The sequence below is a fragment of the Pseudonocardia sulfidoxydans NBRC 16205 genome (assembly GCF_007989085.1).
In the GTDB taxonomy this organism is placed as follows: Bacteria; Actinomycetota; Actinomycetes; order Mycobacteriales; family Pseudonocardiaceae; genus Pseudonocardia; species Pseudonocardia sulfidoxydans.
Genome location: NZ_BJVJ01000023.1, coordinates 51,689 through 76,689, shown reverse-complemented (window position 1 = coordinate 76,689; position 25,001 = coordinate 51,689). Strand labels below are relative to the sequence as shown.

The 25,001-nt window shown below is 72.4% G+C and carries 19 protein-coding genes; 10 read left to right on the top strand and 9 right to left on the bottom strand.

The window, feature by feature from the left end; translation table 11 throughout:
• Together PSU4_RS13620 and PSU4_RS13615 are read right to left on the bottom strand one after the other, a co-directional pair.
• Nucleotides 1–683, bottom strand: a 683-nt coding sequence (locus tag PSU4_RS13620; protein WP_147107485.1) for an alpha/beta hydrolase, incomplete at its 3' end; no start/stop codon positions are given.
• Between the two features lie 10 nt (nucleotides 684–693).
• Nucleotides 694–1,824: a PLP-dependent cysteine synthase family protein gene (locus PSU4_RS13615; protein WP_147107482.1), complete on the bottom strand. Its 1,131-nt coding sequence runs from the start codon at nucleotides 1,822–1,824 to the stop codon at nucleotides 694–696.
• Between the two features lie 193 nt (nucleotides 1,825–2,017).
• On the opposite strand from PSU4_RS13615, the gene PSU4_RS13610 reads away from it, so the two are divergent.
• From PSU4_RS13610 to PSU4_RS13595, 4 genes are read left to right on the top strand one after another with little or no spacing between them, the layout of a single operon-like run.
• Nucleotides 2,018–3,520, top strand: coding sequence for a hypothetical protein (locus tag PSU4_RS13610; RefSeq protein WP_147107480.1), 1,503 nt, complete (start codon nucleotides 2,018–2,020; stop codon nucleotides 3,518–3,520).
• Nucleotides 3,517–4,242 carry a hypothetical protein gene (locus PSU4_RS13605; RefSeq protein WP_147107477.1) on the top strand — a complete coding sequence of 242 codons (726 nt, stop codon included), beginning with the start codon at nucleotides 3,517–3,519 and terminating at the stop codon, nucleotides 4,240–4,242. Before PSU4_RS13610 ends, PSU4_RS13605 begins: the two co-directional genes overlap by 4 nt.
• Nucleotides 4,239–8,648 carry a hypothetical protein gene (locus tag PSU4_RS31250; RefSeq protein WP_186816930.1) on the top strand — a complete coding sequence of 1,470 codons (4,410 nt, stop codon included), beginning with the start codon at nucleotides 4,239–4,241 and terminating at the stop codon, nucleotides 8,646–8,648. Before PSU4_RS13605 ends, PSU4_RS31250 begins: the two co-directional genes overlap by 4 nt.
• Before the next feature lie 7 nt (nucleotides 8,649–8,655).
• Nucleotides 8,656–9,717 carry a Wadjet anti-phage system protein JetD domain-containing protein gene (locus tag PSU4_RS13595; RefSeq protein ID WP_147107474.1) on the top strand — a complete coding sequence of 354 codons (1,062 nt, stop codon included), beginning with the start codon at nucleotides 8,656–8,658 and terminating at the stop codon, nucleotides 9,715–9,717.
• Between the two features lie 20 nt (nucleotides 9,718–9,737).
• Here the strand turns inward: PSU4_RS13595 and PSU4_RS13590 are convergent, their stop codons facing one another.
• The 5 genes from PSU4_RS13590 to PSU4_RS13570 all read right to left on the bottom strand — a co-directional run bounded on the left by PSU4_RS13590 (nucleotide 9,738) and on the right by PSU4_RS13570 (nucleotide 14,008).
• Nucleotides 9,738–10,247 (bottom strand): O-acetyl-ADP-ribose deacetylase, encoded by a 510-nt coding sequence (locus tag PSU4_RS13590; RefSeq protein WP_147107471.1) that lies wholly within the window; start codon nucleotides 10,245–10,247, stop codon nucleotides 9,738–9,740.
• A 48-nt stretch (nucleotides 10,248–10,295) separates the two neighbouring features.
• Nucleotides 10,296–11,063 carry a 5-formyltetrahydrofolate cyclo-ligase gene (locus tag PSU4_RS13585; protein WP_147107468.1) on the bottom strand — a complete coding sequence of 256 codons (768 nt, stop codon included), beginning with the start codon at nucleotides 11,061–11,063 and terminating at the stop codon, nucleotides 10,296–10,298.
• A 145-nt stretch (nucleotides 11,064–11,208) separates the two neighbouring features.
• Nucleotides 11,209–11,811, bottom strand: coding sequence for a LutC/YkgG family protein (locus PSU4_RS13580; RefSeq protein ID WP_147107464.1), 603 nt, complete (start codon nucleotides 11,809–11,811; stop codon nucleotides 11,209–11,211).
• Nucleotides 11,808–13,274, bottom strand: coding sequence for a LutB/LldF family L-lactate oxidation iron-sulfur protein (locus PSU4_RS13575; protein WP_147107461.1), 1,467 nt, complete (start codon nucleotides 13,272–13,274; stop codon nucleotides 11,808–11,810). Before PSU4_RS13575 ends, PSU4_RS13580 begins: the two co-directional genes overlap by 4 nt.
• Entirely contained in the window at nucleotides 13,271–14,008 is a 738-nt protein-coding gene (locus PSU4_RS13570) for a (Fe-S)-binding protein (RefSeq protein WP_147107458.1), read from the bottom strand. The genes PSU4_RS13575 and PSU4_RS13570 overlap by 4 nt, the downstream gene beginning before the upstream one ends.
• Before the next feature lie 110 nt (nucleotides 14,009–14,118).
• Between PSU4_RS13570 and PSU4_RS13565 the strand changes: the two genes are divergently transcribed.
• The gene (locus tag PSU4_RS13565; protein WP_147107455.1) at nucleotides 14,119–14,814 is read left to right on the top strand and encodes a FadR/GntR family transcriptional regulator; all 696 of its coding nucleotides are present in this window, start codon (nucleotides 14,119–14,121) and stop codon (nucleotides 14,812–14,814) included.
• Between the two features lie 24 nt (nucleotides 14,815–14,838).
• Here the strand turns inward: PSU4_RS13565 and PSU4_RS13560 are convergent, their stop codons facing one another.
• A complete protein-coding gene (locus PSU4_RS13560; protein WP_186816929.1) occupies nucleotides 14,839–15,708 on the bottom strand; it encodes an alpha/beta fold hydrolase in 870 nt (289 codons plus the stop codon).
• Nucleotides 15,709–15,980: 272 nt separating this feature from the next.
• On the bottom strand, nucleotides 15,981–17,315 hold the full coding sequence (locus tag PSU4_RS13555) for an MFS transporter (protein ID WP_186816928.1): 1,335 nt from the start codon (nucleotides 17,313–17,315) through the stop codon (nucleotides 15,981–15,983).
• Nucleotides 17,316–17,897: 582 nt separating this feature from the next.
• Between PSU4_RS13555 and PSU4_RS13550 the strand changes: the two genes are divergently transcribed.
• From PSU4_RS13550 to PSU4_RS13530, 5 genes are all read left to right on the top strand, one after another.
• Complete coding sequence (locus tag PSU4_RS13550; RefSeq protein WP_147107447.1) at nucleotides 17,898–18,869, top strand: N-carbamoyl-D-amino-acid hydrolase; 972 nt, start codon at nucleotides 17,898–17,900, stop codon at nucleotides 18,867–18,869.
• A 43-nt stretch (nucleotides 18,870–18,912) separates the two neighbouring features.
• Nucleotides 18,913–20,295 carry a dihydropyrimidinase gene (hydA, locus tag PSU4_RS13545; protein ID WP_147107444.1) on the top strand — a complete coding sequence of 461 codons (1,383 nt, stop codon included), beginning with the start codon at nucleotides 18,913–18,915 and terminating at the stop codon, nucleotides 20,293–20,295.
• A 161-nt stretch (nucleotides 20,296–20,456) separates the two neighbouring features.
• On the top strand, nucleotides 20,457–22,088 hold the full coding sequence (locus PSU4_RS13540) for a PucR family transcriptional regulator (protein ID WP_147107441.1): 1,632 nt from the start codon (nucleotides 20,457–20,459) through the stop codon (nucleotides 22,086–22,088).
• Nucleotides 22,089–22,740: 652 nt separating this feature from the next.
• The gene (locus PSU4_RS13535) at nucleotides 22,741–23,676 is read left to right on the top strand and encodes an ABC transporter permease (RefSeq protein ID WP_186816927.1); all 936 of its coding nucleotides are present in this window, start codon (nucleotides 22,741–22,743) and stop codon (nucleotides 23,674–23,676) included.
• A 124-nt stretch (nucleotides 23,677–23,800) separates the two neighbouring features.
• Nucleotides 23,801–24,991 carry a substrate-binding domain-containing protein gene (locus tag PSU4_RS13530; protein WP_186816926.1) on the top strand — a complete coding sequence of 397 codons (1,191 nt, stop codon included), beginning with the start codon at nucleotides 23,801–23,803 and terminating at the stop codon, nucleotides 24,989–24,991.
• Nucleotides 24,992–25,001: the final 10 nt, after the last annotated feature.

The window sequence follows — 25,001 nt, the reverse complement described above, 5'->3', positions numbered from 1 at the left end:
GCAAGGTCGAGGAGGATCGACGCCAGCTCGGTGGGCCGGTTCTCCGGCACCATGTGGCCGGTGTCGATCTCGTGGTGGCGCCACGCGGGCGAGACCGCAGCGTGCGCGGCGGCCGCCTCGAAGGCCGCGTTCGGCTCGGCCGTCGCCCGGATGTAGGTCAGCCCGAACGGGCATTCCTCCAGCGGTGTGCCGAGCCGGACGGGCTCGCTGAACGTCCGCGCCGGCTGCGGGGTGCGGCGGGGGATCGAGAAGGCCGCGGTCTCGGGCGAGTCGTACTCGCGCTCGCTCGGCGGGATCAGCCACGGCGCGCCGAGACCTTGCGGCACAGCACGTGCCGGGGCCAGTGACACGACGCTCTGGCCGTCGGCGGGGACGAACGCGTCGAGGTAGACGAGCTCGCGCACCCGGTCGCCGATCGCGTCGAGTGCGCCCGTCACGACCATGCCGCCGTAGGAGAACCCGAGCAGCACGATGTCGTCGAGGTCCTCGTAGCGGATGGTGTTGACGACGTCGAGCACGTGCGTGGTGAGCGACACCAGCGGACCGGTGAGGTGGGAGCGTTCCCCGATCCCGGTGAGGCTCGGCGTGAACACCTCGTGGCCCTGCGCCCGCAGCAGCGGCCGGACCTTGCGGAAGCCGTAGGACCCGCCCCACGCGCCGTGCACCAGAACGAACGTCGTCATGGAGCAAGTACTACCCGAGTGTCCCCGTGCGGTGGAACTCGTCGAGGCGACGGCGGTACGGGGCGATGTCGAGGCCCGCGGACTCCAGCCAGGCGTCGGAGTAGTAGGTCTCGGTGTAGCGCTCGCCGGAGTCGCACAGCAGGGTGACGACGCTGCCGCCGCGCCCGGCCGCGACCATCTCCGAGACGATCCGGTACGCCGCCCACAGCCCGGTGCCCGTCGACGCCCCGGCCTTCCACCCGGCCTTGGCGGCCAGGTCGCGCACGGCGGCGATCGCGGCGGCGTCGGGCACCCGGATCATGCGGTCGATCGCGGTGCCGACGAAGCTCGGCTCGACCCGCTGCCGGCCGATGCCCTCGATGCGCGACGAGACCGGGGTGGTCACGCTCGCGTCGCCCTCGCGCCAGCCCGGCATGAACGCCGAGTTCTCGGGGTCGGCGACGCAGATGCCGGTGGCGCGTCCGGTGTAGACGACGTAGCGCGCGATCGTCGCCGACGTCCCGCCGGTGCCGGCCGTCGCGACGACCCACGCGGGTTCGGGATGGCGTTCGCGGGCCATCTGGGCGAACAGGGACTCGGCGATGTTGTTGTTGCCGCGCCAGTCGGTGGCGCGCTCGGCGTAGGTGAACTGGTCCATGTAGTGCCCGCCGGTCTCGTGGGCGAGCCGGGTGGCCGTCTCGTAGACCTCCGACGCCGTCTCGACGAGGTGGCAGCGGCCGCCGTGCAGCTCGATCAGCTCGATCTTCTGCCGGCTGGTCGTGCGGGCGACGACGGCGACGAACGGCACCCCGATCAGCCGGGCGAAGTACGCCTCGGACACCGCGGTGGAGCCGCTGGACGCCTCGATGACCGGCCGGTCGCGGCGGATCCAGCCGTTGCACAGTGCGTGCAGGAACAACGAGCGGGCGAGCCGGTGCTTGAGCGAGCCCGTCGGGTGCGTCGACTCGTCCTTGAGGTACAGGTCGACGTCCCATTCCGGCGGCAGCGGCACCGTGAGCAGGTGGGTGTCCGACGACCGGTTCGTCTCGGCCTGGATGCGCGCCACCGCCCGCACGACCCACGCCCGGTGGTCGGGGTCGTACCGGTCGACGTCCTCGCCGAGGCGGATCTCGGGGCACTGGCTGTTGTCGACGGTGGTCATGGTCCTCCTCGCCGGTGACGAACGTGGAGCGCCGCTGCCCGCGGCCACCCTAGCGGCCCCCGTGAGCGGCGATAGTCGCTCTAGCGACTATCGCCGCTCACGACCTCCGGCCGGGGCCGTCGGACCCGGTGGCTACCCTCCGTCCGGGCCCTGCAGGAACAAGCGCTGCAGGACGGAACAGCCGGCGAGGGACATGACGGGTGCGTACGGGGGCGTGATCTCGCCCGCCGCCGACGCGTCCGCGCGCGACCGCTGGCGGGCCCTCGCCCTGACCGACCCGGTGTCGCGGCTGGTGCGCAACGCCGCCCACGCCGGCATCGACGACGCCGACTACGACCTGCGGCTGCTCGCCCTCGCGGCGGTCGACGTCGTCGTCGGCTCGATGGGGTTCGCCCGCGAGGCCACCCTCGACGACGTCGTCGACGAGCTCACCGGCCTCGCCTCGCGGATGTGCCCCGGCCGGCCCGACCAGGCCCGTGACGCCGCCCAGACCGTCGTGCGCGGCCTGCTCAACGACGCCCACGACCAGCGCCGCTTCAGCTACCGCTTCGCCGACCTCGGCGCGCCCGGCGAGACCGTCCGCTGGGAGGCCTACAGCTTCCGGCTGCTGTCGCTGCGGGAGGCCGAGTACGGGCCCGTCGTCGTGGCCAGCGACCAGGCGGTGACGCTGTTCCTGGGCGGCCTCGACGTCGACCTGGAGGACGCCGACCGCGCGCTCGCCCACGTCCTGCAGCGACAGCTCGACGACCGCCGGTTCGACGCCGCCGCCCGCACCGCGGCACAGGCCGAGCGCACGAGCGTCGGCATGTCGGCGACGCTGGCCGAGCTGCTCGACGCCACCCGCCGCGACGTGGGCTCCCACGACTGGGAGCAGGAGGTTCCCGATCGGCTCGTGCGGGCCCGCCGTCACGTCGAGGCCCGCATCGGCGAGGACGACCGGCTGCTGGAGCACGTACAGGGCGGCCTCGACGCGGAGACCTCGCCGGAGGTGCGGGCGGTGTCGGGACGCATCGTCGACCTCATCGGCCGGGCCCGGCGCGTGCACCTCGACCTGGAACGCCGCCTCGTCGGTGCCCGCGAGGTGTTCCTCACCGCGCAGGTGCGCCAGCGGCTCGCGCGGCGGCGCCGGCTGCGGATGCTCGCGCTGCGCGACGAGGTGCTGCTAGCGGTGCTGGCCCTGCCGCGTCCCGAGGCGCTCACGGTCGCGTCGGCGTTCGCGGATCGGGCGCTGGGCGTGTCCGTTCCGCGGCTCGTTCGTTTCGACGACATGGTCGACATGCTGTGGGCGCCGCCGCGGGCGCGGGAGTCGGCCGAGCCCGCTGTCGAGGTCGTCCCCGACGGCGACGACGAGGCGCACGACGTCCAGCGCTACCCCGAGCCGGTCGTCGGCGCGGCCCGGGAGGTGCTGTCGGCGGTGACGGGCGGCGGGGAGGTCCGGTTGTCGACGTTGCTCGACGCGGTGCCGGGCGTGGCCCCCGAGGAGGACGTCACGGAGGTGGCCGAGCTGGTGCTCCTCTCGGCGCTGTGGGCGTTCGCGCCGGACCTGGCGGCCGAGGCCGAGGGCGACGTGGCGGGGGAGATCGACGTGTTGGCGGGCGGGATCGAGGCCGTCGACGACGGTGTCGTTCTCGCGCACCGGTTCGGGTCGGGGCGCGACCTGCTCGTTGCGTTGCGCCGCAAGGAGTCCGTCGCATGAGCAGCGTCGCCGCCGACCTCACGCAGGTCCGGGCCGCCGCCGAGCTGCTCGGTTTCGCGCTGGCCCGCCGGGCGCGTCCTGTCGAGGGTGGGGTGTACCGCGCGCTGCTCGACCGCTACCGCAGCGAGCTGGGGTTCAAGGACGTCGTCGACACCATGGCCGAAGGCCTCGGGCTCGAGGTGCTGGGCGTCCCGCGCTCGGGGATGGTGCTCGCCCCCGAGCCGGGCGGGGCGTTCGCGACGCGGCTCGCCGACCTGCGCACCACCATGGACGCCGACGACCGGCTCGTGTTCGGGCTCGTCCTCATCGGGATCGCCGCGTTCGCCTACCCGACCGACGCCGACTTCGACGACCCCGAGACGCGGCTGGTCGAGATCGTGCGGGTCGACGAGTTCATCCGCGGTTCGCTCGACGCCCTCGGCGGGCTGGGCGGGGTCGAGGGCAGCCCGGAGGAACGTGCCCGCACCGCCGCCCAGGTCTACGCCGACCTCCCGCAGCTGATCACCACGCAGACCGGTCGCCGCGCGCGGGGCTGCACGCTCAAGGCGGTCGAGGAGGTGTTCGGCTGGCTGGTCGAGCAGGGCGCGGCCCGCGAGGCGGGCACGCTCGGGCCCGACACCTTCCACCTCACCGACCGCTTCCGGCTGCTGGTCGCCGACAGCGCGGGCGGGGCGGCGCTCGACGCGTTGCGCGACGCCCGGGCCCGCGGAGAGGCACCATGAGCCCTCCCGTCATGTGGACGATGCGCCGGGTCCGGCTGCACCGCATCGGCCCCGCCGCGGCCCGGTTCGTCGACGTCACCCTGGAGCTGACCGGCGAGGACGGGCAGCCGCTGCACTCCATCCTGTGGCTGCGCAACGGCGGCGGGAAGTCGACGGTGCTGTCGCTGATCTGCGCGGTCGTCCGCCCGCACCGGCGCGACTTCCTCGCCACCTCGACGACGGGCAAGCACCTCGAGGACTACGTGCTCGGCTCCGACACCGCGCACGTCGTCGTGGAGTGGTCGGGGCCCGGGGGCGCCACGCTCGTCACCGGCGCCGTGTACGAGTGGGCCGACCGTGTCCAGCCTGCCGACCCCAACCGCGATCACGACCGCCTCGGCGCGCGCTGGTACGTGTTCCGCTCGCCGCCCGGGTCCGAGGCGACGATGGACGCGCTGCCCTTCGACAGCGGTGAGACGCCGACCTCCCTGCGGGACTTCGTGTCCGCCGTGAAGCGCTGGGGCGCCGTCCCCGACTGCGGCGCCGCCGTCACCGACTCCCAGGACCGCTGGGCGCAGCTGCTCGACGACCACGGCCTCGACCCGTCGATCTTCACCGCGATCCTGCAGATGAACGCCACCGAGGGCGGCATCGAGGGGCAGTTCCAGTTCCGCGGGCCCGACCAGTTCGTCCGCTACCTGCTGGAGCTGATCGTCGACCCCGAGGTGCCCGCCGCCGTCTCCGAGATCCTGGAGAAAGTCCGCGAGGGCCTCTCCGCGCGGCCGGAGATCCTCGCCGACCTCGCGTTCGCCGACGAGGCTGTGCCGCTGCTCGGTGAGCTGGCCGCGGCCCGCGCGGCCCACGACGTCGCAGGTGCCGCCGTGGGTGCCGCCGAGTCGACCGCCCGCGACCTGGCGGCCGCCCTCGCCGCCGCCGCTCGCCGGGCGGAGGCCGACGCGACCGGCCACGCCGACCGGGTCGCCGCCCTCGCCGGTCTCGCCGCGCGCCACGAGGCCGACGCCGCCGACGACCGGCGCGCCGAAGCCGCGGCCCGCCACCGCGCGGCCACCGCCCGCGTCGCCGCGGCCCGGCTGCGTGCCGCGAGCCTCGCCGAGGACCAGGCGGCCGCGTCGGCGCTGGTCGCGGGCTGGAACGCCGTCCCGACCGTCGACGCCGCCCGGCAGGCCCGGCGCCGTGTCACGTCGCTGGAGGAGCAGCTCGCCGCCGCGACGGCGGAGGCGGCGCCGCTGCGCGCCCGTCTCGACGAGACCGCCGCCGGCTACGCGCGCGCCCTCGACGCCGCCGTCGCCGGGCTCGACGCCCGCGCCGCGGCCCTCGACGACGAGATCGCGCAGGCCCGGGACGCCGAACGGGCGGCGCGCGCCGCGTCGCAGGCCGCGTCGGAACAGCGTGGCGCGCTCGCCGGTGAGCTGACCGCGGTCACACAGGCCCTCGCGGGTCTGGAGGCCGACCTCGCCGCCGCGTCCGCCCACTTCGCCCTCGACCACACCGCCGCGGCGAGTGTCGACGCGGCGACGGTCGAGGACGCGGTCGCCCGCAACGAGCAGGTCGACGCCGACGCCGCCGACGAGCTCGACCGCCTCGCCACCGAACGGGCCGGCCTGCGTGAACGGCGCGCCGAGCTGAGCGCGTCGGCCGACAGCGTCGCCGCCGCCCGCCGCGCCGCCGCCCGCACCGCGGAGTCGACCGCCGCCCGGGCCGCGGAGCTGCGCGAACGCGTCGGCGAACTGGCCGCCGACGAGCGCCTGCGCACCCTCGCGGGCGGCACCGACATCGACCCGGTCGTCGAGGCAGCCGACCTCGCCGCGCTGCTCACCGCCGCCGTCGCCCGCGCCGACCGCGGCCGCGTCGAGCTCGCCGTCGCCGACGCCGACGACGAACGCGCCCTCGCGACGCTGAGTGCCGACCGGCTGCTGCCGCCGACGCTCGACGTCGTCCGTGCCGCCGACGTCCTCGACCGGGCCGGCATCCCGGTCACGACGGGCTGGCGCTACCTCGCCGACTCCGTCCCCCCGGAGCGTCGCGCCGACCTGATGGCGGCCGCGCCCGCGCTCGCGGGTGGCCTGCTCGTTCACGAGGAACGCGACCTGCCCGCCGCGCGCACGGCGCTCACCGCATCGGGGCTGCGGCCCACGTCGCCGGTGGTGCTGGCGACGACCCGCGACCTGGAGAGTGCCGGCGGCGCCGACGTGACGGGCTGGCTGCTCCCGCCCGCAGCCGCGCTGACCGACCGGGCCGCCGCCGGCGCGGAGATCGACCGTCGCGAGGCTGCCCGCGCGCACCGCGCCGACGCGGACACCGAGCTCGTCGCCCGCCGCGACGCCGACGCCGACAGGCGCCGTCGCCTTGACCGGCTGCGCGCCGACTGCCCGCCCGGCACCCTCGACGCGCTCGACGCCGCCGCCGCGGAGGCCGCCGAGGCCGTCGCCACCGCCGACGCCGACCTGGCCCGGATCAGCGCCGAGGTCGCGGCCGTCGGTGCGCGGGAGGCCGACGCCGACACCCGCCGCGGCGAGCTGGAACGCGCCCGCCGGGCCGCCGCCGCGGCCATCGCGACGCTGTCGTCGCTGCTCCCACGGGTGCGCGACGCCGCCGCGGGCCGCGCACGCGCGGCTGAGCTGCCCGCGCTCATCGCCGCGCGCGGTGGCGAGGTGGCACGGGAAACCGCGGCGGAGGCCGACGCGCGCGCCGCCGCCGCGGCCGCGTCCGAGCAGGTCACCGCGGTGCGGCGGGTACTGGCCGAGCAGCGCGAGGTCCGCGCGTCGCTGCCCGACCCCGGCGCGTCGGCAGAAGCCCCGGACTCCCTCGACGACGCCCGCCGTGCCTGGGAGAGCGCCGACCAGGCCTACCGGCGCGAGGTGTCGGAGTCCTCCCTCGCCGTCGCCCTGGAGGAGGCCCGCCGGGCACTCGCCGCGCCGGCGGCCCGGGCCGCGGAGCTGCGCGCCGAGGTCCGTGAACGCGCCGAGGCGCTCCTCGACGGTCCCGACGGCGCCGACGCCGCCACCCGCGACGCCGCCGCGGCGCGGGCACAGGCCACGGCCGAGCGACTGACGTCGGCAGGCGGGGAGCTGCGCGCCGAACAGCGCGACGCCGACGCGGAGCTGGCCGCGCACCCGCCGGCTGCCGAGGAGGACGACCTCCCGGACGATCCCGCGGAGCTCGACGCGGTCCGCACCCGGGCACTCGACGCCGCTGCCGAGGCTGCGCAACGGGTCGTCGGTCATCTCGCCGCCAAGGCCGCCGCCCAGGACAGCGCCCGCGACGCCGAGACGTTGCGCGGCACCGCCCGCGAACGCGCCACCGGCCTCACGCACCTGCTGGAACTCCTGCGGGTCGACCCCGGTGAACCCGTCGACGCACCGGACGTGGGCTCCCTCGACGACGCCCGCACCGCCGTCAAAGGCGCCCGTGCCGCCGTCGACGCCGCCCTCGCCGACGCCCGCACGGCCACCCGCGCCGTCGAGGACGTCGCCCGCCGCATCGTCGTATGGGCGGCCTCCGACCGGTTCGCCGCCGTCAAACCCGATGTGCGCGACCGGTTCCGCGTCGCCGACGTCGCCGGCGAGCTCGCGCCCGTCGCCGACACCCTCGCCACCGACCTCGCCGTCTACGCCACCAACCTGCGCGACCGCCTCACCGACCTCGAGCAGGACAAGGCCGTCGTCGTCACCGCGATGACCGGCATGGTCCGCCAGGCCCTGCGCTCACTGGCCCGCGCCCAGTCGCTGTCGGAGCTGCCGCCGACGCTGGGGGAGTGGGCCGGGCAACGGTTCCTCGAGGTCGGGCCGCGCGCGAGCGTCGAGACCGCCGACGCCGTCGTCCGCGACCGGTGCGCCCGCCTCGTCGACGCCCTCACCGCCCGCGGCGCCGAGGTCCCCCGCGGGCTGGAGCTGCTGTGGCAGGCCACCGACGCCGTGGTCGGCGACGGCAACTGGAAGGCCCGCGTCCTCAAACCGTCGACGACGTTCGCCGTGGAACGGGTGTCGGTCGAGCGGATGCGGAAGTGGTCGGGCGGGGAGAAGGTGACGATCTCCCTGCTGCTGTTCTGCATGGTCGCCAAGCTGCGCGCCACCAGCCGCGGCCGCGACGTCCCCGGCCTCGGCGCGCTCCCGTTGGACAACCCGCTGGGCAAGGCCAACTACGTGGTGTTCCTCGACCTGCAGCGCAAGGTCGCCGCCGCCAACGGCGTCCAGCTGATCTTCCTCACCGGCGTCGGCGACCTGAAGGCCGTCGGCCGCTTCCCCAACATCATCCGCATGCGCAACGTCGCCGGCTCTTCCACGTCGTCGGCGGGGGGACGCCAGTATGTCCGCCAGGAGGAACGCGTCCTGGCCGGCGCCGACCCGTCCGACGCCGTCGACACGACCCGGGTCTGGCGCGAGGACCCCGTCATGACCCTGATGTGAGGTGACCGTGACCGCCCCCGCAACCGAGACGCTCTCGCCGTTGGCCACCCGCCTGGCCGACGTGATCGTCAGCGCCCGCACCGGCCGCATCTCCCTCGACGTCCTGTACGCGGCCGCGCACCGTGCCGACACGAGCCTCGCCGGTGCCGACGACGCCCGCGCCCGGCTGCGCGCGGTGTGCGACGAGCTGGCCGAGGCCGGGGTCGTGCGGCTGCCCCGTGTCGGTGGCACCGGCTGGGAGACGCTGCCGCGCCCCGCCCTACCCCGGTTCGTGACGCGCATCGGCCGCCCCGGGCTCGTGACCGACCCTCACGTGATCGGCCCGGCCACTGTCAAAGGCTGGCACGCCGACCTCCACTGGGTGCCGGCGTTCCTGCGCGACGAGTACCCCACCCCCGGCGAACGGGCCGTGCTCGACGGGGTCCAGCAGTTCCTCGCCTCCGGCGGTGCCGGTGACGTCGTCCCCCTCCAGGAACGTTCCGTCCGGTTGACCGGTGACGAGAAGGCCCTCGGCCGGCTGCTGCGCGGCAGGCTGTTCCGCGAGGGGCGGCTCACCCGCGAGCTGCTGGGCGTCCGCCGCGCCCGCTGGCAGCCGACGTCGCGCCACATCGGAGACGGCCCGATCACGCTCGTGGTCGAGAACGTGGCGACCTGGGAGTCGCTGGCCGACGCGCTGCCCGGCGACGGCACCGTCGGCCAGGTGGTGTGGGGGATGGGAAACCAGCTCGGGGTCGTGCTGGAGGCGCTGGCCGAGGAGGAGCCGGAGGAGCTGTCCTACTTCGGTGACCTCGACGTCGGCGGCCTGGAGATCGCCCGCCGCGGCGAGATGACCGCCGAGTCCCTCGGGCTGCCGCAGCTGCGCCCGTCGACGCTCTACGCGTGGCTGCTCGACGAGGGCGAGCCCCAGCCCGCGAACCCGTTCGCCGGCGACATCACCGAGCTGATCGCGTGGCTGCCCGACGGGCTGCGCGGTGCCGTCGCCGACCTGCTGCGCAGCGACACCCGGCTCGCCCAGGAGTGGATCGGCCGCGAGCAGCTCGTCGAGACCGACCTGCGCGACCTGCGCTGACCAGACCAGACCTGCCCTGACTATCCGACGGCCGCCTGGAACGCGGCGAGCACGTCGTCGGAGAACAGCACGAACCGGGCTTCGCGCACCGCGGATCCGGTGGCGCGCACCGTCTCCACCGCGGCGCGGGCGGCGTCGTCGAGCGGCCAGCCGTAGATACCCGCCGACACCGCGGGGAACGCGACCGTCGCCGCGCCCAGCTCGTCGGCCACCCGCAGCGACTCCCGGTAGCACGACTCCAGCAGGTGCCGGCGGTCCTCCTTCTTCGCGTAGACCGGCCCGACGGTGTGGATCACCCAGCGCGCGGGCAGGTCGCCGGCCGTGGTGGCGACGGCGTGGCCCGTCGGCAGCCCGTCGGGGTAGCGGGTGGCCCGCAGCTCGCGGCACTCGGCGAGGATCGTGGGGCCGCCGCGGCGGTGGATGGCGCCGTCGACGCCCCCGCCGCCGAGCAGCGACGAGTTCGCCGCGTTGACGACGGCGTCGACCTCGGCCTCGGTGATGTCTCCACGGACGAGCACGATCTCGGTCACGAGTACCTCCCTGTGAGTGGCAATAGTCGCTATAGCGACTATTGCCACTCACGACTGTGGTCGAAGCCTGCCCAGCAGCGGGATCGCGGCGATCTTCTCCTCGGTCAGCGACGCCCACTCGATGTGGCCGGTCGGCCGGTCGCGCCGGGCGGACCGGCAGTCGACGACCCGGTCCGGGGTGACGATCAGGTCGACGGGCGCGTCGTGCGACGACGTCGGGATCGTCCCGGCGGGCCGGACCTGCAGCTCGTGCACCGTCGTCACGACGACCGTGTCCGGCCCGATCAGCCCCGCTGCGCTGGCCAACGCGAACTCCAGGTCGGCGAACCCGCCACCTTTGCCCAGCCGTGCCCCGTCCTCACCGACCGCCACACACCCGGTGACGACGAGGTCGACCGGTTCCAGTTCGTCGACGGCGACGCGGCGGGCCGAGCGCATCGCGTTCTTGATCGACACCGCCCGCCGCGGCGGGTCGGCCAGGTGGTCGGGATCGAGCAGGAAGAACGGGTCGTCCTCGGCCAGGCGCGGCACGGCCATGTAGACGGTCTTGCCGTCCTCCAGCGCCCGCTGCCGGACGGGCAACTGCGCGGAGTCGGGGTTGGACTTGACCCGCCGCGCCGCCTCCCACTCGGGGAGCCCACGCAGCCGCTGCGCGGCGGCCTCGGCGCCGACGAAGTTGGAGATCCGGTTGCGGGCTCCGGGGAAGCGCGAGACGCCGCCCTCGGTGAGCGCCGTCCACACCTCGTCGCGCAGCGCGGCCTTCGCGGCCAGCACCTCCGGGTCGCCGCCCGCGTCGTGGTCGTGCCGCCGTGCCATGCGCAGAACCGTATCGGTGCCGTTCGTTCGCGTAGGGCGGGGCGGTGTGCAGGGCGGGGCGGTGTGCAGGGCGGGGCGGTGTGCAGGGCGGGGCGGTGTGCAGCGCGGCGCCGCGGGTCGTGAGTGGCAATAGTCGCTATAGCGACTATTGCCACTCACAGGCCAGCACGACGATCAGGGTGCGGGGGCCGTGGACGCCTTCGACCCGCTGCAGTTCGATGTCGGAGGTCGCCGAGGGGCCGCTGACGAACGTGATGGGGCGGGTCGGGGTGAGCGCCGCGATCATCTCGGGCACCGAGCCGACCACCTGCGACCCGTGCACGACGCACACGTGCACGTCCGGGACCAGGGTGATCGCGCGGCGGCCCTGGGCGGGGCCGCCGTCGAGCGCGATCGTGCCGGTCTCCGCGCAGGCCACCGCGCACCCGGTGACGACGGCGGCGAACCCGTCCAGATCATGGGGGCCGAGTGCGGGGGAGTCCGGCGTGGCGTCGAGGTCCCAGGGCTGGTCGGGTGGCACGAGAACCGGGCTGTACGGCGCGACCGCGTCGGCCAGCGCGGTCGGCAGCTCGGAGAGGGGGACCCGCACGACCGTCGCCTTGTAGTCGACGAGGCGGTCGGTCAGCAGGTCGAGTAGCTCGGAAGGGGAGTGCGGGCTGCGGCGCTCGTAGTCGCGGGGGACCGGGGTGTCGGTGGCGGATGCGTTGGCGCGGCGGATCGCGGACAGCATCTCCTCGCGGGCGCTCATCCGCGTTCCCGGGCCCACCACTCGCGGAACGTCTCCGCGGGCGGTCTCGGTGCGTCGCGGCCTGCGGTCCAGGCCGAGAGCGGGGGCGGGAGCGTCGTCAGACGTCCTGATCGGCGCCCGAACACCCGTCCGAGTCGTGACGCCTTCTCCGCCGCGGCGAACCGGCCGGGGTCGGACATCGTCCATGCGGCGGCGGCCATCGCGACGGCCTCCGCGCTCGGCACCCGCGACGCCTCCCGCCGCGCCTCGACGTGCTGGGACCGCAGCCGCACGAGCAACGACGGGATGTCGATCCGCACCGGGCACGCCTCGAAACACGCCCCGCACAGCGACGACGCGAACGGCAGCGACGCGTTGTCCTCCACGCCTGTGAGCTGCGGCGACAGCACCGCGCCGATCGGGCCGGGGTAGACCGAGCCGTAGGCGTGCCCGCCGGTGCGTTCGTAGACGGGGCAGACGTTGAGGCAGGCCGAGCACTTGATGCAGTGCAGCGCGGCGCGGCCGACGTCGTCGGCGAGGGTGGCGGTGCGGCCGTTGTCGAGCAGGACGAGGTGGACCTCGGCCGGCCCGTCGCCGGGGGTGACGCCTGTCCACACCGAGGTGTAGGGGTTCATCCGCTCGCCGGTGGAGCTGCGGGGCAGCAGCTGCAGGAAGACCTCCAGGTCCTGCCACGTGGGCACGACCTTCTCGATGCCCATCACCGTGATCAGCGTCCTGGGCAGGGTCAGGCACATGCGGCCGTTGCCCTCGGACTCGACGACGACGAGTGACCCGGTGTCGGCGACGCCGAAGTTCGCGCCGGAGATGGCGACGTCGGCGCGCAGGAACCGTTCCCGCAGGTAGGCGCGGGCGGCCATGGCGAGGCGGCGGGGTTCGTCGGTGAGCGCGGGGTCGACGCCGGGCATCTCGCGCAGGAAGATCTCGCGGATCTCGGCGCGGTTGCGGTGGATCGCGGGCACCAGGATGTGCGACGGGAGGTCGCCGCCGAGCTGGACGATCAGCTCGGCGAGGTCGGTCTCCTGCGCGGTGACGCCCGCGGCCTCCAGGGCCTCGTTGAGCCCGATCTCCTGCGTCGCCATCGACTTGACCTTGACGACCTCACGGCTCCCGGTCGCGGCGACGAGCCGGGTGACGATCTCGTTGGCCTCGTTGGCGTCCCGGGCCCAGTGCACGACGCCGCCGCGGCGGGTCACCTCGGCCTCCAGACGCTCGAGGTGCTCGTCGAGGTGCGCCATCGTGGCGGCTTTGATCGCCGACCCGGCGGCGCGTAGCTGCTCCCAGTCGGCCCGCTCGGCGACGACGGTGGCGCGTTTCGCGCGGATCGTCGACGTCGCGTGCCCGAGGTTGCGACGCAGCTGGGAGTCGGCGAGCGCGTCGCGGGCGGCGGCGGGGAAGCTCTTGTCGCCGCGCAGGTGCCCGACGCCGCGCGGCGCTCGGAGGAGCGGCATCCCGAGGTCGGTCATCGGGAAGCCTCCGAGCTCGCGAGGATCTCGGCCAGGTGCACCGCGCGCGTCCCGGTCCGCAGCCGCGACAGTCCGCCGCCGATGTGCATCAGGCACGAGCTGTCGCCCGCGCTGACGGCCTCGGCGCCCGTCGAGAGGACGTGGGACATCTTGTCGGCCAGCATCGCCGTCGACGTGTCCGCGTTCTTCACCGCGAACGTCCCGCCGAACCCGCAGCACTGGTCGGCACCCGGCAGCTCCAGCAACGTCATGCCGCGCACGTGGCGCAACAGGCGCAACGGCTTGTCGCCGACGTGCAGCATCCGCAGCGAGTGGCACGTCGGGTGGTAGGTGACGCGGTGCGGGTAGTAGGCGCCGACGTCCTCCACTCCCAGTACGTCGACGAGCAGCTCCGACAGCTCGTGGGTCCGGGCGGCGACGGCCTCGGCGCGGGCGGCGAGCGCGTCGTCGCCGGCGGCGCGGGCGACGTCGGCGTGCTGGTGGCGCACCGACCCGACGCAGGACCCGGACGGCGCCACGATCACGTCGTAGGGCTCGAAGGTCTCGACGTGGTGGCGCACCAGGCCGAGCGCCTCGCGTCGGTAACCGGTGTTGACGTGCATCTGCCCGCAGCACGTCTGCGCGGCGGGGAACGCGACCTCGTGGCCGAGCCGTTCCAGCAGCGTCACGACGGCCTTGCCGACCTCGGGGAACAGCGCGTCGGACAGGCACGTGACGAACAGGGCGATCTTCATGACAGCGCGATCTTCATGACAGGGCGATCTTCATGGTGGTGGGACCTCCGGGACGTGGTCGTCGACCAGCCTAGCTGCTGTGGTCAGACCACACTCGATAGGATTCGCGAATGCGCACCCACCAGGTCGTCCTCGCCCACATCGAGGAGGACCTCGCGTCCGGCCGCATCCGCGTCGGCGACCGGCTGCCCGGCGAGCGAGCGCTGGCCGAGCAGCTGGGGGTGTCGCGGCCGTCGGTGCGGGAGGCGATCAAGATCCTCGAGGCGCTCGGCGTCATCCGGACGGCCACCGGGTCGGGGCCGGAGGCGGGCGCCACCGTCGTCGCGGACCCGGCTGCGGGGCTCGGCGCTGCGCTGCGGCTGCACGTCGCCACCGACCACGTACCGGTGCGGGACGTCGTGGACCTGCGCCTGCTCGTCGAAGGGGCCGCAGTGCGCGATGCCGCCGCGCGGCCCACCACCGACGGCCTGGACCAGGCATCGGCTCTGCTCGACGCGATGGACGTCCCCGGCCTCGACGCGCCGAGGTTCCTCGACCTCGACGGTGCGTTCCACGTGACGCTCGCGGGGATGTCGGGCAACGTCCTGCACGCCGCGGTGCTCGCCGGGATCGGCGGGGCCGTGCGTGAGTACATCGGCGAGGGCGCCGCCCGCGCCGCCGACTGGCCCACGCTCGCCGGCCGGCTACGCGCCGAGCACCGCGCCATCCTGCACGCGGTCCGCGACGGGCGCGCCGACGACGCCGAGGCCATGGTCCGCCGCCACATCGAGGACTTCCACCGCGACACCGCGTCGGACCAGCGCTGAGGGCACAGCCGAGGACCGGACGCGTCAGAGGTCTCCGGCGAAGAAGCTGCGCAGCAGGCGGTGGGTCCGATCCGGGTACTCCGACGGAATCCAGTGCCCGCAGCGGCCGAGGACGTGCAACCGGACGTCGGGGATGTGCCGGGCCAGGTAGTACGCCGCCTCCACCGGCACCACCGAGTCCTGCAGCCCGTGCACCACCAGGGTGGGATGGCTGATCCGGCGGAGCGCGGTCTCGGGGACCCCCACCGGCGGCCCCGACGCGAACTGGGCCTCGAAGGAACGCCGCACGTCCGGGCGGGACGCGACGACGTAGTTCCGCTCCGCGAGTGCTCGCAGGTCCACCGGCATCGCGGCGGGATCGTGGACGAACCAGCTGTACAGCCGCGCCAACGCCGCCGGACTCGGGTCCAGGTAGAACGACATGACCCGCTCGAGCTCCTCGGTGACGGGCACGGGAGTCCCTGCCGTGGCGAGCAGGACAGCCTTGTCGAAACGCTCCGGTGCCTCCGTGAGCAGCTGCAGGGCGACCGAGGCGCCCATCGAGCTCCCGACGAGGTGGGCACGCTCGATCCCGAGGTGGTCGAGCACCGCCAACGTCTGTTCGACGCGAAGCCTGTTCCACAGCCGCATGTCCCGCGGCGGTTCGGCAGGGTGCCAGCTGTCGGCGAACCCGACGAAGTCCGGCGCCAGGCAGAAGAAGTCGGACCCGAGTTCGGTGAGCGCCGGACGCCAGTTCGACAGCCCACCGGCGCCCGGTGCGGCGCCGTGGAGGAAGACGACCGGGGCACTGTCGACGGACCCCGAGTGGTGCACGGTGACCGGGCCCTCGATGCTCGGGAGCTGCATCTGGGTACTCGCGAGGCCGATGGGTGCGGCGAGTGTCGAAGCGGACATCGGGTGCCGTTCTCCTTCGTGAGTCATCGGGCCGGGGGACCACCAGCCCATCGGGCCTGGGCTGCCACCCCCTGGGTGCGCCCGGACCCGATGGACCGGCTCGTGACGGCAGGTCCAGGAGCGCGCTGAACAGCTCGGACCTACTGCGCGGCGCTGTTCAGCACCCTCCTGGCCCCGATCCTCGTCGCCGTGCGGTTCGCCGTCTTCGTCGCGAGGTGACATCCCGAACCGCGCGTTTGGTGCGGACCTACGAAACGTCCGGATGCGCCCTCCTAGCGGGCGATGTCCTCGAGGACGGTCCCGGGCCGGATCCGACGCATCCCGGCCGCGCAACCGACAGCCACGAGCGGGCAGATCGTGAGCCAGATCAGCAGCGTGGTGGGAACCCCGATGGCGTCGAACAGGTACGGGCCGAACAGGGCCGCGCAGAAGAACCCGATCCACTCCATCCCGGCGACGAGGTTGGCGCCCGTGCCTCGCACCCGCGTCGGAAAGACCTCTGCCGCATAGCCGACCGACGCGGTGATGTGGCCGGCGAGGAAGAAGTAGATCAGTGAGTACCCGATGGTGAGCGAGACCAGCGTCGTCCCGGCGAAAGCCATGTAGAGACCGGCGACCGCACCCAGCGTCAGCCACAGCATCGAGGCCTCGCGCCGGCCGATGCGTTCGCCGACGGCCGAGGACAACAGGTAGCCGACGCCGGCGACGGCGGTTGCGATGGCCGAGGACAGGTAGGTGTGGTCCAGGCTGATCCCGTACGCCGCATACACCGTCGGCAGGTAGCTCGCGATCCCGGCGAAACCGAAGGCGTACACGACGTGCCAGATCGACACCAGGATCGAGGAGCGGCGCAGGTCCGCGGCGAAGATCTGCCGGAGGTGTCCCCGGTGGGCGCCGGGCTCGGCGGCTCGGCTGGCCTGGAAGCGGTGCGACTCGTTCACCGCGCGGCGCGCCCAGATCATGACGACGACCGGGAGGATGCCGAACACGAACAGCCAGCGCCAACCGAGCAGCGGAACGATCGCCCAGGACAGCAGCGAGCCGAGGAAGAAGCCGAGGGGATAGCCGACCTGGGCGATACCGATGAGACGTCCCCGCACGGCGGCCGGCGCCTCCTCCGCCACCATCACCTGGCCGGCCATCCACTCGGTGCTCGCTCCGGCCTGCGTGAGACCGCGGGCCACGACGAGGATGAGAACTCCGGGGGCACCGGCGGTCAGCACGCTGCCGAGGACCGCAGCGAACAGGCACGCCTGGAAGACCGGTTTGCGTCCGACACGATCCATGATCGGGCCGGCGAGGAAGGTCGACGCGGCACCGACGGCGTAGATCAGCGCGTAGATCAGGCCGATCTGCTTGTCGGTGATCCCGAGGTCCAGCGCGATCAGGGGATAGTTGAGGTTGAACAGGCTGCTGTCGGCATTGACCAGCGCCCACCCACCCAGCGACAACAGGGTGACCTTCCAGGTCGTGCGAGAGAGTCCGCGTAGCGACGAGGAACGCGCCGACCCGGTCTCGGTGGGCGGTGTCGGGGGTGCCGGATCACGCTCCTCCGGGTCGTCCACGCTCAATTCCTGGGCGATGTCGCCGGTGTTCTCCGTCGGCACAGCTCGGACCTCCTCGTCGAGGAACGGCGGATCGGACGTTCCGATGCGATCCGCGATGGACAGCCGCACCGAAGCGGCCTGACGTGCTCGGCAGTGCGGTCGTGCGGCACCTCGCACCGACGGTCCGGCGAACGCGACATGCGGTTTCCGGGTCGCCGCGACGGCGGTGCGAGGAGGGCGAACCAGCCCGAGCCGACGGGCATCGGCGGACGAGGCACCTGCCCCGCCGGACCGACGACGGGCCGTCGTCGTGCCGCCGAAAGTATTACGGGTCACATTCACGTCCGTCATTGGCGAAAGCCGCGACAACCGATCCGCCCTGTTGGTGCATCGGCCAGACCCAGCGCTCCTGGCCCGGCCGGACGCGTACCCGACGACACGTCCACCACCGGCGTGGCAGTCCGACGAGCCGATACGCGCGCCGCCGGGCACGACGCGGCGCGGCGCCCGTGCGCCATTGGACGACAGCACAACAGCATGCGGAACAGTCTGTGCGAGAACCACAGAACGTGAGGGAGCGGTCTGGTTAGGCTCCTGCGCGGAAATGCGAACTTCGTATCGCTCGACAAGGAGTCAGTCGTCGTGGTCGACAATCAGGAGAAGGCCGGCGGGACGTTCGGTCTGGCCGTTGCGCAGGTAGGCGGAATTCAGCCCTCCGAATCGAAGGCGGAGGTCGTCGAACGTCTGACCGGTCTTCTCCGTGACGCCGCTGCCCGTGGCGCCGACTTCGTCGTCTTCCCGGAACTCACCTTGACGACGTTCTTTCCGCGGTACTGGGTCGACGACAACAGCGGCATGGACGCCAATTACGAGACGTCCATGCCGAACGACGACGTCGCCCCGTTGTTCGCCGCCGGCCGCGACCTCGGTGTGGGCTTCTACCTGGGCTACGCCGAGCTGACCCCCGCCGGCCGTCGCTACAACTCGAGCGTCACGGTGGACAAGGAGGGTGCGATCACCGGCAAGTACCGGAAGGTCCACCTGCCGGGCCACGACGACAACCGTGCGACGCTGCGCAGCCAGCACCTCGAGAAGAAGTACTTCGAGGTCGGGGACCTCGGATTCGGAGTCTTCCCGACCGACGGGCTGAACATCGGCATGGCCCTGTGCAACGACCGGCGTTGGCCCGAGGTGTACCGAGCGTTGAGTTTGCAGGGCGCCGACCTGGTCGTCCTCGGCTACAACACCCCGATGGAGGTTCCCGGCTGGCAGGAGGAGCCCCACGCCAAGATGGCCACCCACCTGCTGTCTCTGCAGGCAGGCGCCTACCAGAACTCCGTGTGGGTCGCGGCTGCGGCCAAGTGTGGCTACGAGGACGGCGTCTACATGATCGGCGGGTCCGCGATCGTCGCCCCCAGCGGAGAGATCGTCGCCAAGGCCATGACCGACGGCGACGAGGTCGTCGTGGCGCAGGTCGATCTCGACATGGCGCGGCCGTTCCGCGAGAGCGTCTTCGACTTCGCCGCGCACCGGCGCCCTGAGCACTACGCGATTCTCGTCGAGCGGACCGGCCGCGGCGAACCGATTCCGCTGCCCGCGGGCGCACTGGACTGACCTGCGGGTCAGCACGAAACCGGTAGGAGAACAGGAGCGCGCAATGTCATTCACGTGTTTCACGGGTGGCCGCATCGTCACCAGTACCGGACAGTTCGACGCAGACATTCTGGTCGAGAACGGAACCATCGTCGCAGTCGGCTCGTTCCCGCAACTCGATACCGACTCGATCGAGCTCGTGGACTGCACAGGAAAGTATGTGCTCCCCGGCGGCGTCGACGTCCACACCCATCTGGACTCACCCTTGATGGGGACGACGACGGCCGACGACTTCGAATCCGGAACGATTGCGGCCGCATGCGGCGGAACGACCACGATCGTCGATTTCGCCATGCAGCCGACGGGGGTACGCCTCACCGACGCGCTCGACACCCACCTGGCGAAGGCCCAGGGGAAGGCCGTCATCGACTACGGGATGCACATGTGCATCACGGACCTCTACGACGGTGCGACCCAGGAGTTCGGTGAGATCGCGCAGGCCGGGGTCAGCAGCTTCAAGGTCTTCATGGCCTACCGCGGAACACTGATGCTGCACGACGGCCAGCTCTACGATGTCCTCCGCGCGGCCAGCGGTGTCGGCAGCCAGGTCTGCGTCCATGCCGAGAACGGCGACGTGATCGACCGCATCGCGGCCGACCTCGTCGCGGCCGGAAAGACGGGCCCGGGCACCCACGAGATCGCGCGGCCTCCCGCCACCGAGGTCGAGGCTGTGGAGCGTGCGATCCGGATCGGACGCATGGCGGACGCCCCGCTGTACTTCGTGCACCTGTCGACCGCCGGCGCGGTCGAGGCGGTGGCCGCCGCGCAGGGCAGGGACTGGCCGGTCGCTGCCGAGACCTGCACCCACTACCTGACGCTCGACCGCGAGCTCTACGACCAGCCGGGCTTCGAGCCGGCCAAGGTGGTCCTGACGCCGCCGCTGCGGACCAGGGAACATCGGGACGCCCTGTGGTCGGGCCTCAGCGCCGGCACCCTGAGCGTCGTGAGCTCGGACCACTGTCCGTTCTGCTTCGCGGACAAGGAACGGCTCGCGGGGGCGGACTTCCGGTCCATCCCGAACGGCGGGCCGGGGGTCGAGCACCGAATGTCCGTCGTCTACGGGAAGGGTGTGGCACAAGGTCGCATCACGCTGGAGAAGTTCGTCGCCCTGACCTCGACGATCCCGGCCCAGCAGTTCGGTCTCCACCCCCGCAAGGGTCACATCGCACCGGGTGCGGACGCGGACCTCGTGCTGCTCGACCCGGACGGCACCACGACGATCACCGCAGCGACCCAGAACCAGGCGGTCGACTACACGCCCTACGAGGGCTGGTCGCTGCCCGGCAGCTTCGACGCCGTGTACTCGCGAGGTGAGCTCGTCGCGCGGCGCGGCCGCTACGTCGGGAAAGCCGGTCGCGGTCGGTTCCTGCACCGCGCGACCCGCTGATCCCCGTGCCGACACCCCCGCCGCGACGGGCTTGCACAGCACCGGCATGCCCACGATGATGTTCACCTTCCGCCGCTGCCGGCTCGCGGCCGGGGCCGTACGACGCGGGCACACCGGCTCCCGCAGCACGACGCCTCGGTCGCGACCAACAGGAGGGCCTGGTGAAGCTCTCGGAGGTCGTGCGAGGGCTCGGCCCCCGCGTCGACTTCGTCACCGGCACCGCGCTGCTCGACTCCGACGTGAACGGCATCTGCGCAGAGGGACGGCCCCACCGGGCCGACCAGGCCGTCCTGGTCGTGCAGGAGCCGGCGACCGGCGAAGCGGCGGTCGCCGAACTGCAGCAGTACTGCGCCGATGCCGGAATCACGGCGGTCCTGATGAAGGACCCGGCCCGGTACAGCCTGGCTGCTCCGCGAACTGGTACCCCGACGGCCCGGGCGACGATCGTCGTGATCCACGAACACGTCCCGTGGTCAGATGTCTTCGACTGCCTGAGCGACTTCTTCGGCGCCGCCGCCGATTCAGTCGCACTGCCGGACCATGGTGCTGCCTTCGGCGCGATCACCGCAGCGGCCGACGAGCTGGGTGCCGCGATGCAGGGCAGCGTCATCATCGAGGACAACAATTTCGACATACTCGCCTACTCCCGGGCAACAGGAGACCTCGACGACGCCCGTCGCGTGGCGATCCTGCAGCGACGCCTACCGGAAACATTTCAACGCGCCTTCAACGCCCAAGGTGTACTCGCGCAGCTCGCCGGCGGCCAGGAGATCCTGCACGTCGATGCCGTGCCCGAGATCGGACTGGGGCCCAGGCTCGTTGCCGGGGTCAGATTCGACGGCGAACTACTCGGAAGCATCTGGCTGGCCCGCGACGCACACCCCTTCACGCGCCGGGACGACGAGACGCTCAGGGCGGCGGCGGCCCGGCTGGGGCCGCTGGTCCGGCGGATCCAGCGGACGCGAGACGACCAACTCGAGGCGCGCAACCAGAGCCTGCTCGGCCTCCTGCGCGAGAACGCACCCGCTGTCGCCGGGGTCGCTTTCGCAACGATCGCGGGCCTTCCCCCGCAACTGCCCCTCCATGTCCTCACCTTCACCGCCCCCTCGAAGCCGGAGCCCGCGATCGACAGCGTCGCCGCACTCCGGACGGCGATCGAGACGCTGGGCCGGTCCGGTAGCACCCGGGCGTTCTCCGTCCTTGCCGACGGAGCTCTCGCCGTACTTCTCACCGGTTGCCCGGCCTCCCACGGACAGTGCGGCGACGCTCACCCGAGCCGCTTTGCGAGCCGGGTGCTCACCGAGCTCGGAGAGCCCGGACGCCACGTCGTCGCGGGAGTCGGAGGTCACCGCGCCGCGCTGAGCTCTGCCTGGGAATCGGCTCGAGATTCGCGCCGAGCAGCCGCCACCCTTTCCGCGCACCGCACCGGTCGACGTGTCGCATCTCTGCGAGAGGTCTGGTCCCATGTCGCCCTCGACGAATGCCTGCCATTGCTGAGCGCGCCCCTCGAACGGTTCGGCGACGCCCTCGATCTGCTCGTGGAGTCGGACGCATCGGGGCGTTCAGAGTATGTGAACACGCTCGCGGCGTCCCTCGAGAACTGGGGCGAAACGCGCAGAGCTGCAGATATCCTGCACATTCATCCGAATACGCTTCGTTATCGGCTCGCGCAGCTCACGGATCTCGCGGGTATCGACCTCGACGATCCGACTCAACGGTTGGTTCTGCAGCTCCAGCTGCGACTGCGCAGACAGATGCGGACGTCCTCGTCGAGTGACGGCGATCGGGTGTGAGCGCGCGTCCAGGTCCCGGACGGATGTCGGTCTCGCTCCGCCGACGCGGTCTGTCCTGGAACCCGGTGACCCGTGGTGCCCTCGTCCCGTGCGGCCGGCGAGCGCTGCGAGCGGGTTGCTCGGCGCGGGCTCTCCGTCGGCGGTATGGGGCGTTCGCGCCGATCCGCTGTCGACGTACGCGGTCCGCCGGTCCCTCTCGTGGGAGGCGGGCCTACCGCGCGCGGCGGCCGACGGCGCCCCAGGTGTCGGCGGTTCGCGTCGGCGAGGTCCGACGCGTTGACGTGGCGCTTTGGATGTTCACGGGAGCCAGGGACGCCGTCGTGGCTGCGTCCGGGCGCGGTGCCCACGAGCCTCCCGCGAGCCTCTTGACAGGTACCGGATGCCCCTTTACGGTGACGCACATCGCTATACGGAATATTCCTTCGGTTTAGCGAATTCCGGACCGCAGCGTCGCGTGATGTGTCCTTCCTGGACGCGCGGTCGTGCACCCCGGGCTCTCGTCGAGCACCGGAGCATCGTCGGGCTCGTCATCCCCATACCAGTGACTCAGCGCATCGCTGGGCCCAGCCAGAGACGAAGGTGGATAACTCCGGTGACCACAGAGCTTGCCACGGCACGGTCGGCGACCACGCCGGCTGCCACGCCGTCAGTGATGCGACACGCTCAGAAGTACGCCCTCGTGGGGGTGTGGGCACTCGTCATCATCGTCTTCGGGGTGCTGCGGCCGGACTCCTTCCTGACCGGCGCCAACTTCAGCACGATCTTCGGTTCGCAGGCCGTCCTCGCGGTGCTCGCACTCGCCCTGTTGCTGCCGCTGGCGGTCGGTGAGTACGACCTGTCGGTGGCGGGAGTTCTCGGGCTCTCGCTCATCCTCACCCACTTCCTGACCGCGGAGGCGGGATGGCCGTTGTGGGCGGCAGTGGTCACCGCGCTCGCCTCCGGCGTGGCGATCGGCGTGATCAACGCGCTGCTCATCGTGGCGGTCGGCGTCGAATCGCTGGTGGTCACCCTCGGCATCGGGTTCATGTTGGTCGGCGTGGGGTACGCGGTCACCCCGGCGACCGTGGTCGGGACCTCGGGCGCCTTGTCGGCAGCAATGCGCACCCAGGTCGCGGGTCTCCCGCTCGTCTTCTTCTACGGCCTGGCGATCGTGCTGCTCCTGGCCTACGTCTTCAGCCGCACACCCCTCGGTACGTACATGTTCTTCGTCGGTGAGAACCGGTCGGTCGCCCGGCTCTCGGGCATCCGGGTCAATGCGATCCGAGCCGGTGCGCTGATCGCGTGCTCGTCGCTGAGCGCGATCGCGGGTGTCTTCCTCGCGGGCCAGCTCGGGTCCTCCTCGCCGACCGTCGCTCAGGACTATCTGCTGCCTGCATTCGCGGCGGTCTTCCTCGGCGCCACCACCATCACCCCGGGCCGGTTCAACCCCTGGGGCACGTTCATCGCCGTCTACTTCCTCATCACCGGCATCACCGGGTTGCAGATGATGGGACTCGTCGACTGGGTCTCGCAGGTCTTCTACGGCGCTTCCCTGGCCGTGGCGGTGACGCTGTCGCGCATCGCGGGCGCCAAGTCGTCGCGTGACTAGCGACAGGTCCCAACGCTCATCCGCCGAGCGATCGAGCCTCGGCGCGCACGCACCCGACGAGCACGCGCGGGTCGGAAGCCGTCCGGCGCACCACGCAACCGAGCATCGAAGGAAGGTCGTTGACATGCGCGATTCATTGCGATTCACGAGGATCAGAGAAGGGCTCGTCGCACTGGCCGCAGTGGGCGCCATGACGCTGCTGGCCGCCTGCGGAGGTGCCGGGTCCGGGAGCTCGGCGCCGCAGGGAGCGGCTGCCGACAGCGCCAGTGTCGAGGAGGCCAAGAGCCTGGTCGCCCAGGCGCAGCAGCAGGTCGCCTGGCCGCAGCCGGGTCCGCCTGCCTTCGACGCGTCATCCGCGCGCGGCAAGACGCTCGGCTGGGTCGCCATCACGGCGTCGAACCCGTTCTCCCAGATCATGCTCGAAGGCGCCCGCGAGGCCGCCGCGCTGTCCGGGCTCAACATCGACTACTGCGACGGCAAGGGGCGACCCTCCGAGTGGGTCCGCTGCGCCGACTCGCTCATCGCCAAGGGTGTCGACGCCCTGCTCATCCAGTCGATCGACCCCAAGATCCTGAGCGCCTCCATCGAGGCCGCCACCCGGGCGGGCATCCCGGTCATCGAGACGTCGAGCAACGACTCGTCGCAGCCGCCCACCCCCGGCGTGTCCGCGGCGAACAACTTCGCGATCGCCGAGATGGGCAAGCTCCTCGCGGACTACGCCATCGCCGACTCGAACGGCCGGGTCAACGCCGTCTACTACGGCGCGCCGGAGGTGGCGCTCTCGCCGCCGCTGCACCAGGCGATCGAGGCCGAGTTCAGGCGGCTCTGTCCGGACACCTGCACCCTGAAGTCGTCCGACGTCCCCGTCGGCGAGTGGGACACCCGCCTGCCCACGGTGGTGCAGTCCGGGATCAGCGCCGACCGCGACATCAACTATCTGATCCCGCTGGCCGACGGCGCGGTCCCGGCCATGATCCCCGCAGTGCACGCCGCCAACGCGACCGAGCGCGTGAAGATCCTCAGCATCACCGCGTCGCCGTCGATCGTGAAGTTCATCGACAGCGGCGACGTCTTCGTCGCCGACGTCGGCCCGTCGACCGAGTGGCACGGGTGGTCGACCGTCGACCAGGCGCTGCGCCTGATCGTGGGTCAGCCGAAGGGCTCGCCCATCCTGCACGACCCGCAGATGCCGATCCGTCTGTTCGACAAGGCCAACGTCGGCGAGCTCAACTTCGACGACCCGAAGATGGCGAACTTCTTCGGCCCGGTCGACCTGGCCGCCGAGTACGGACGGGTCTGGGGGATCACCCCGTGACCCGCGGGTC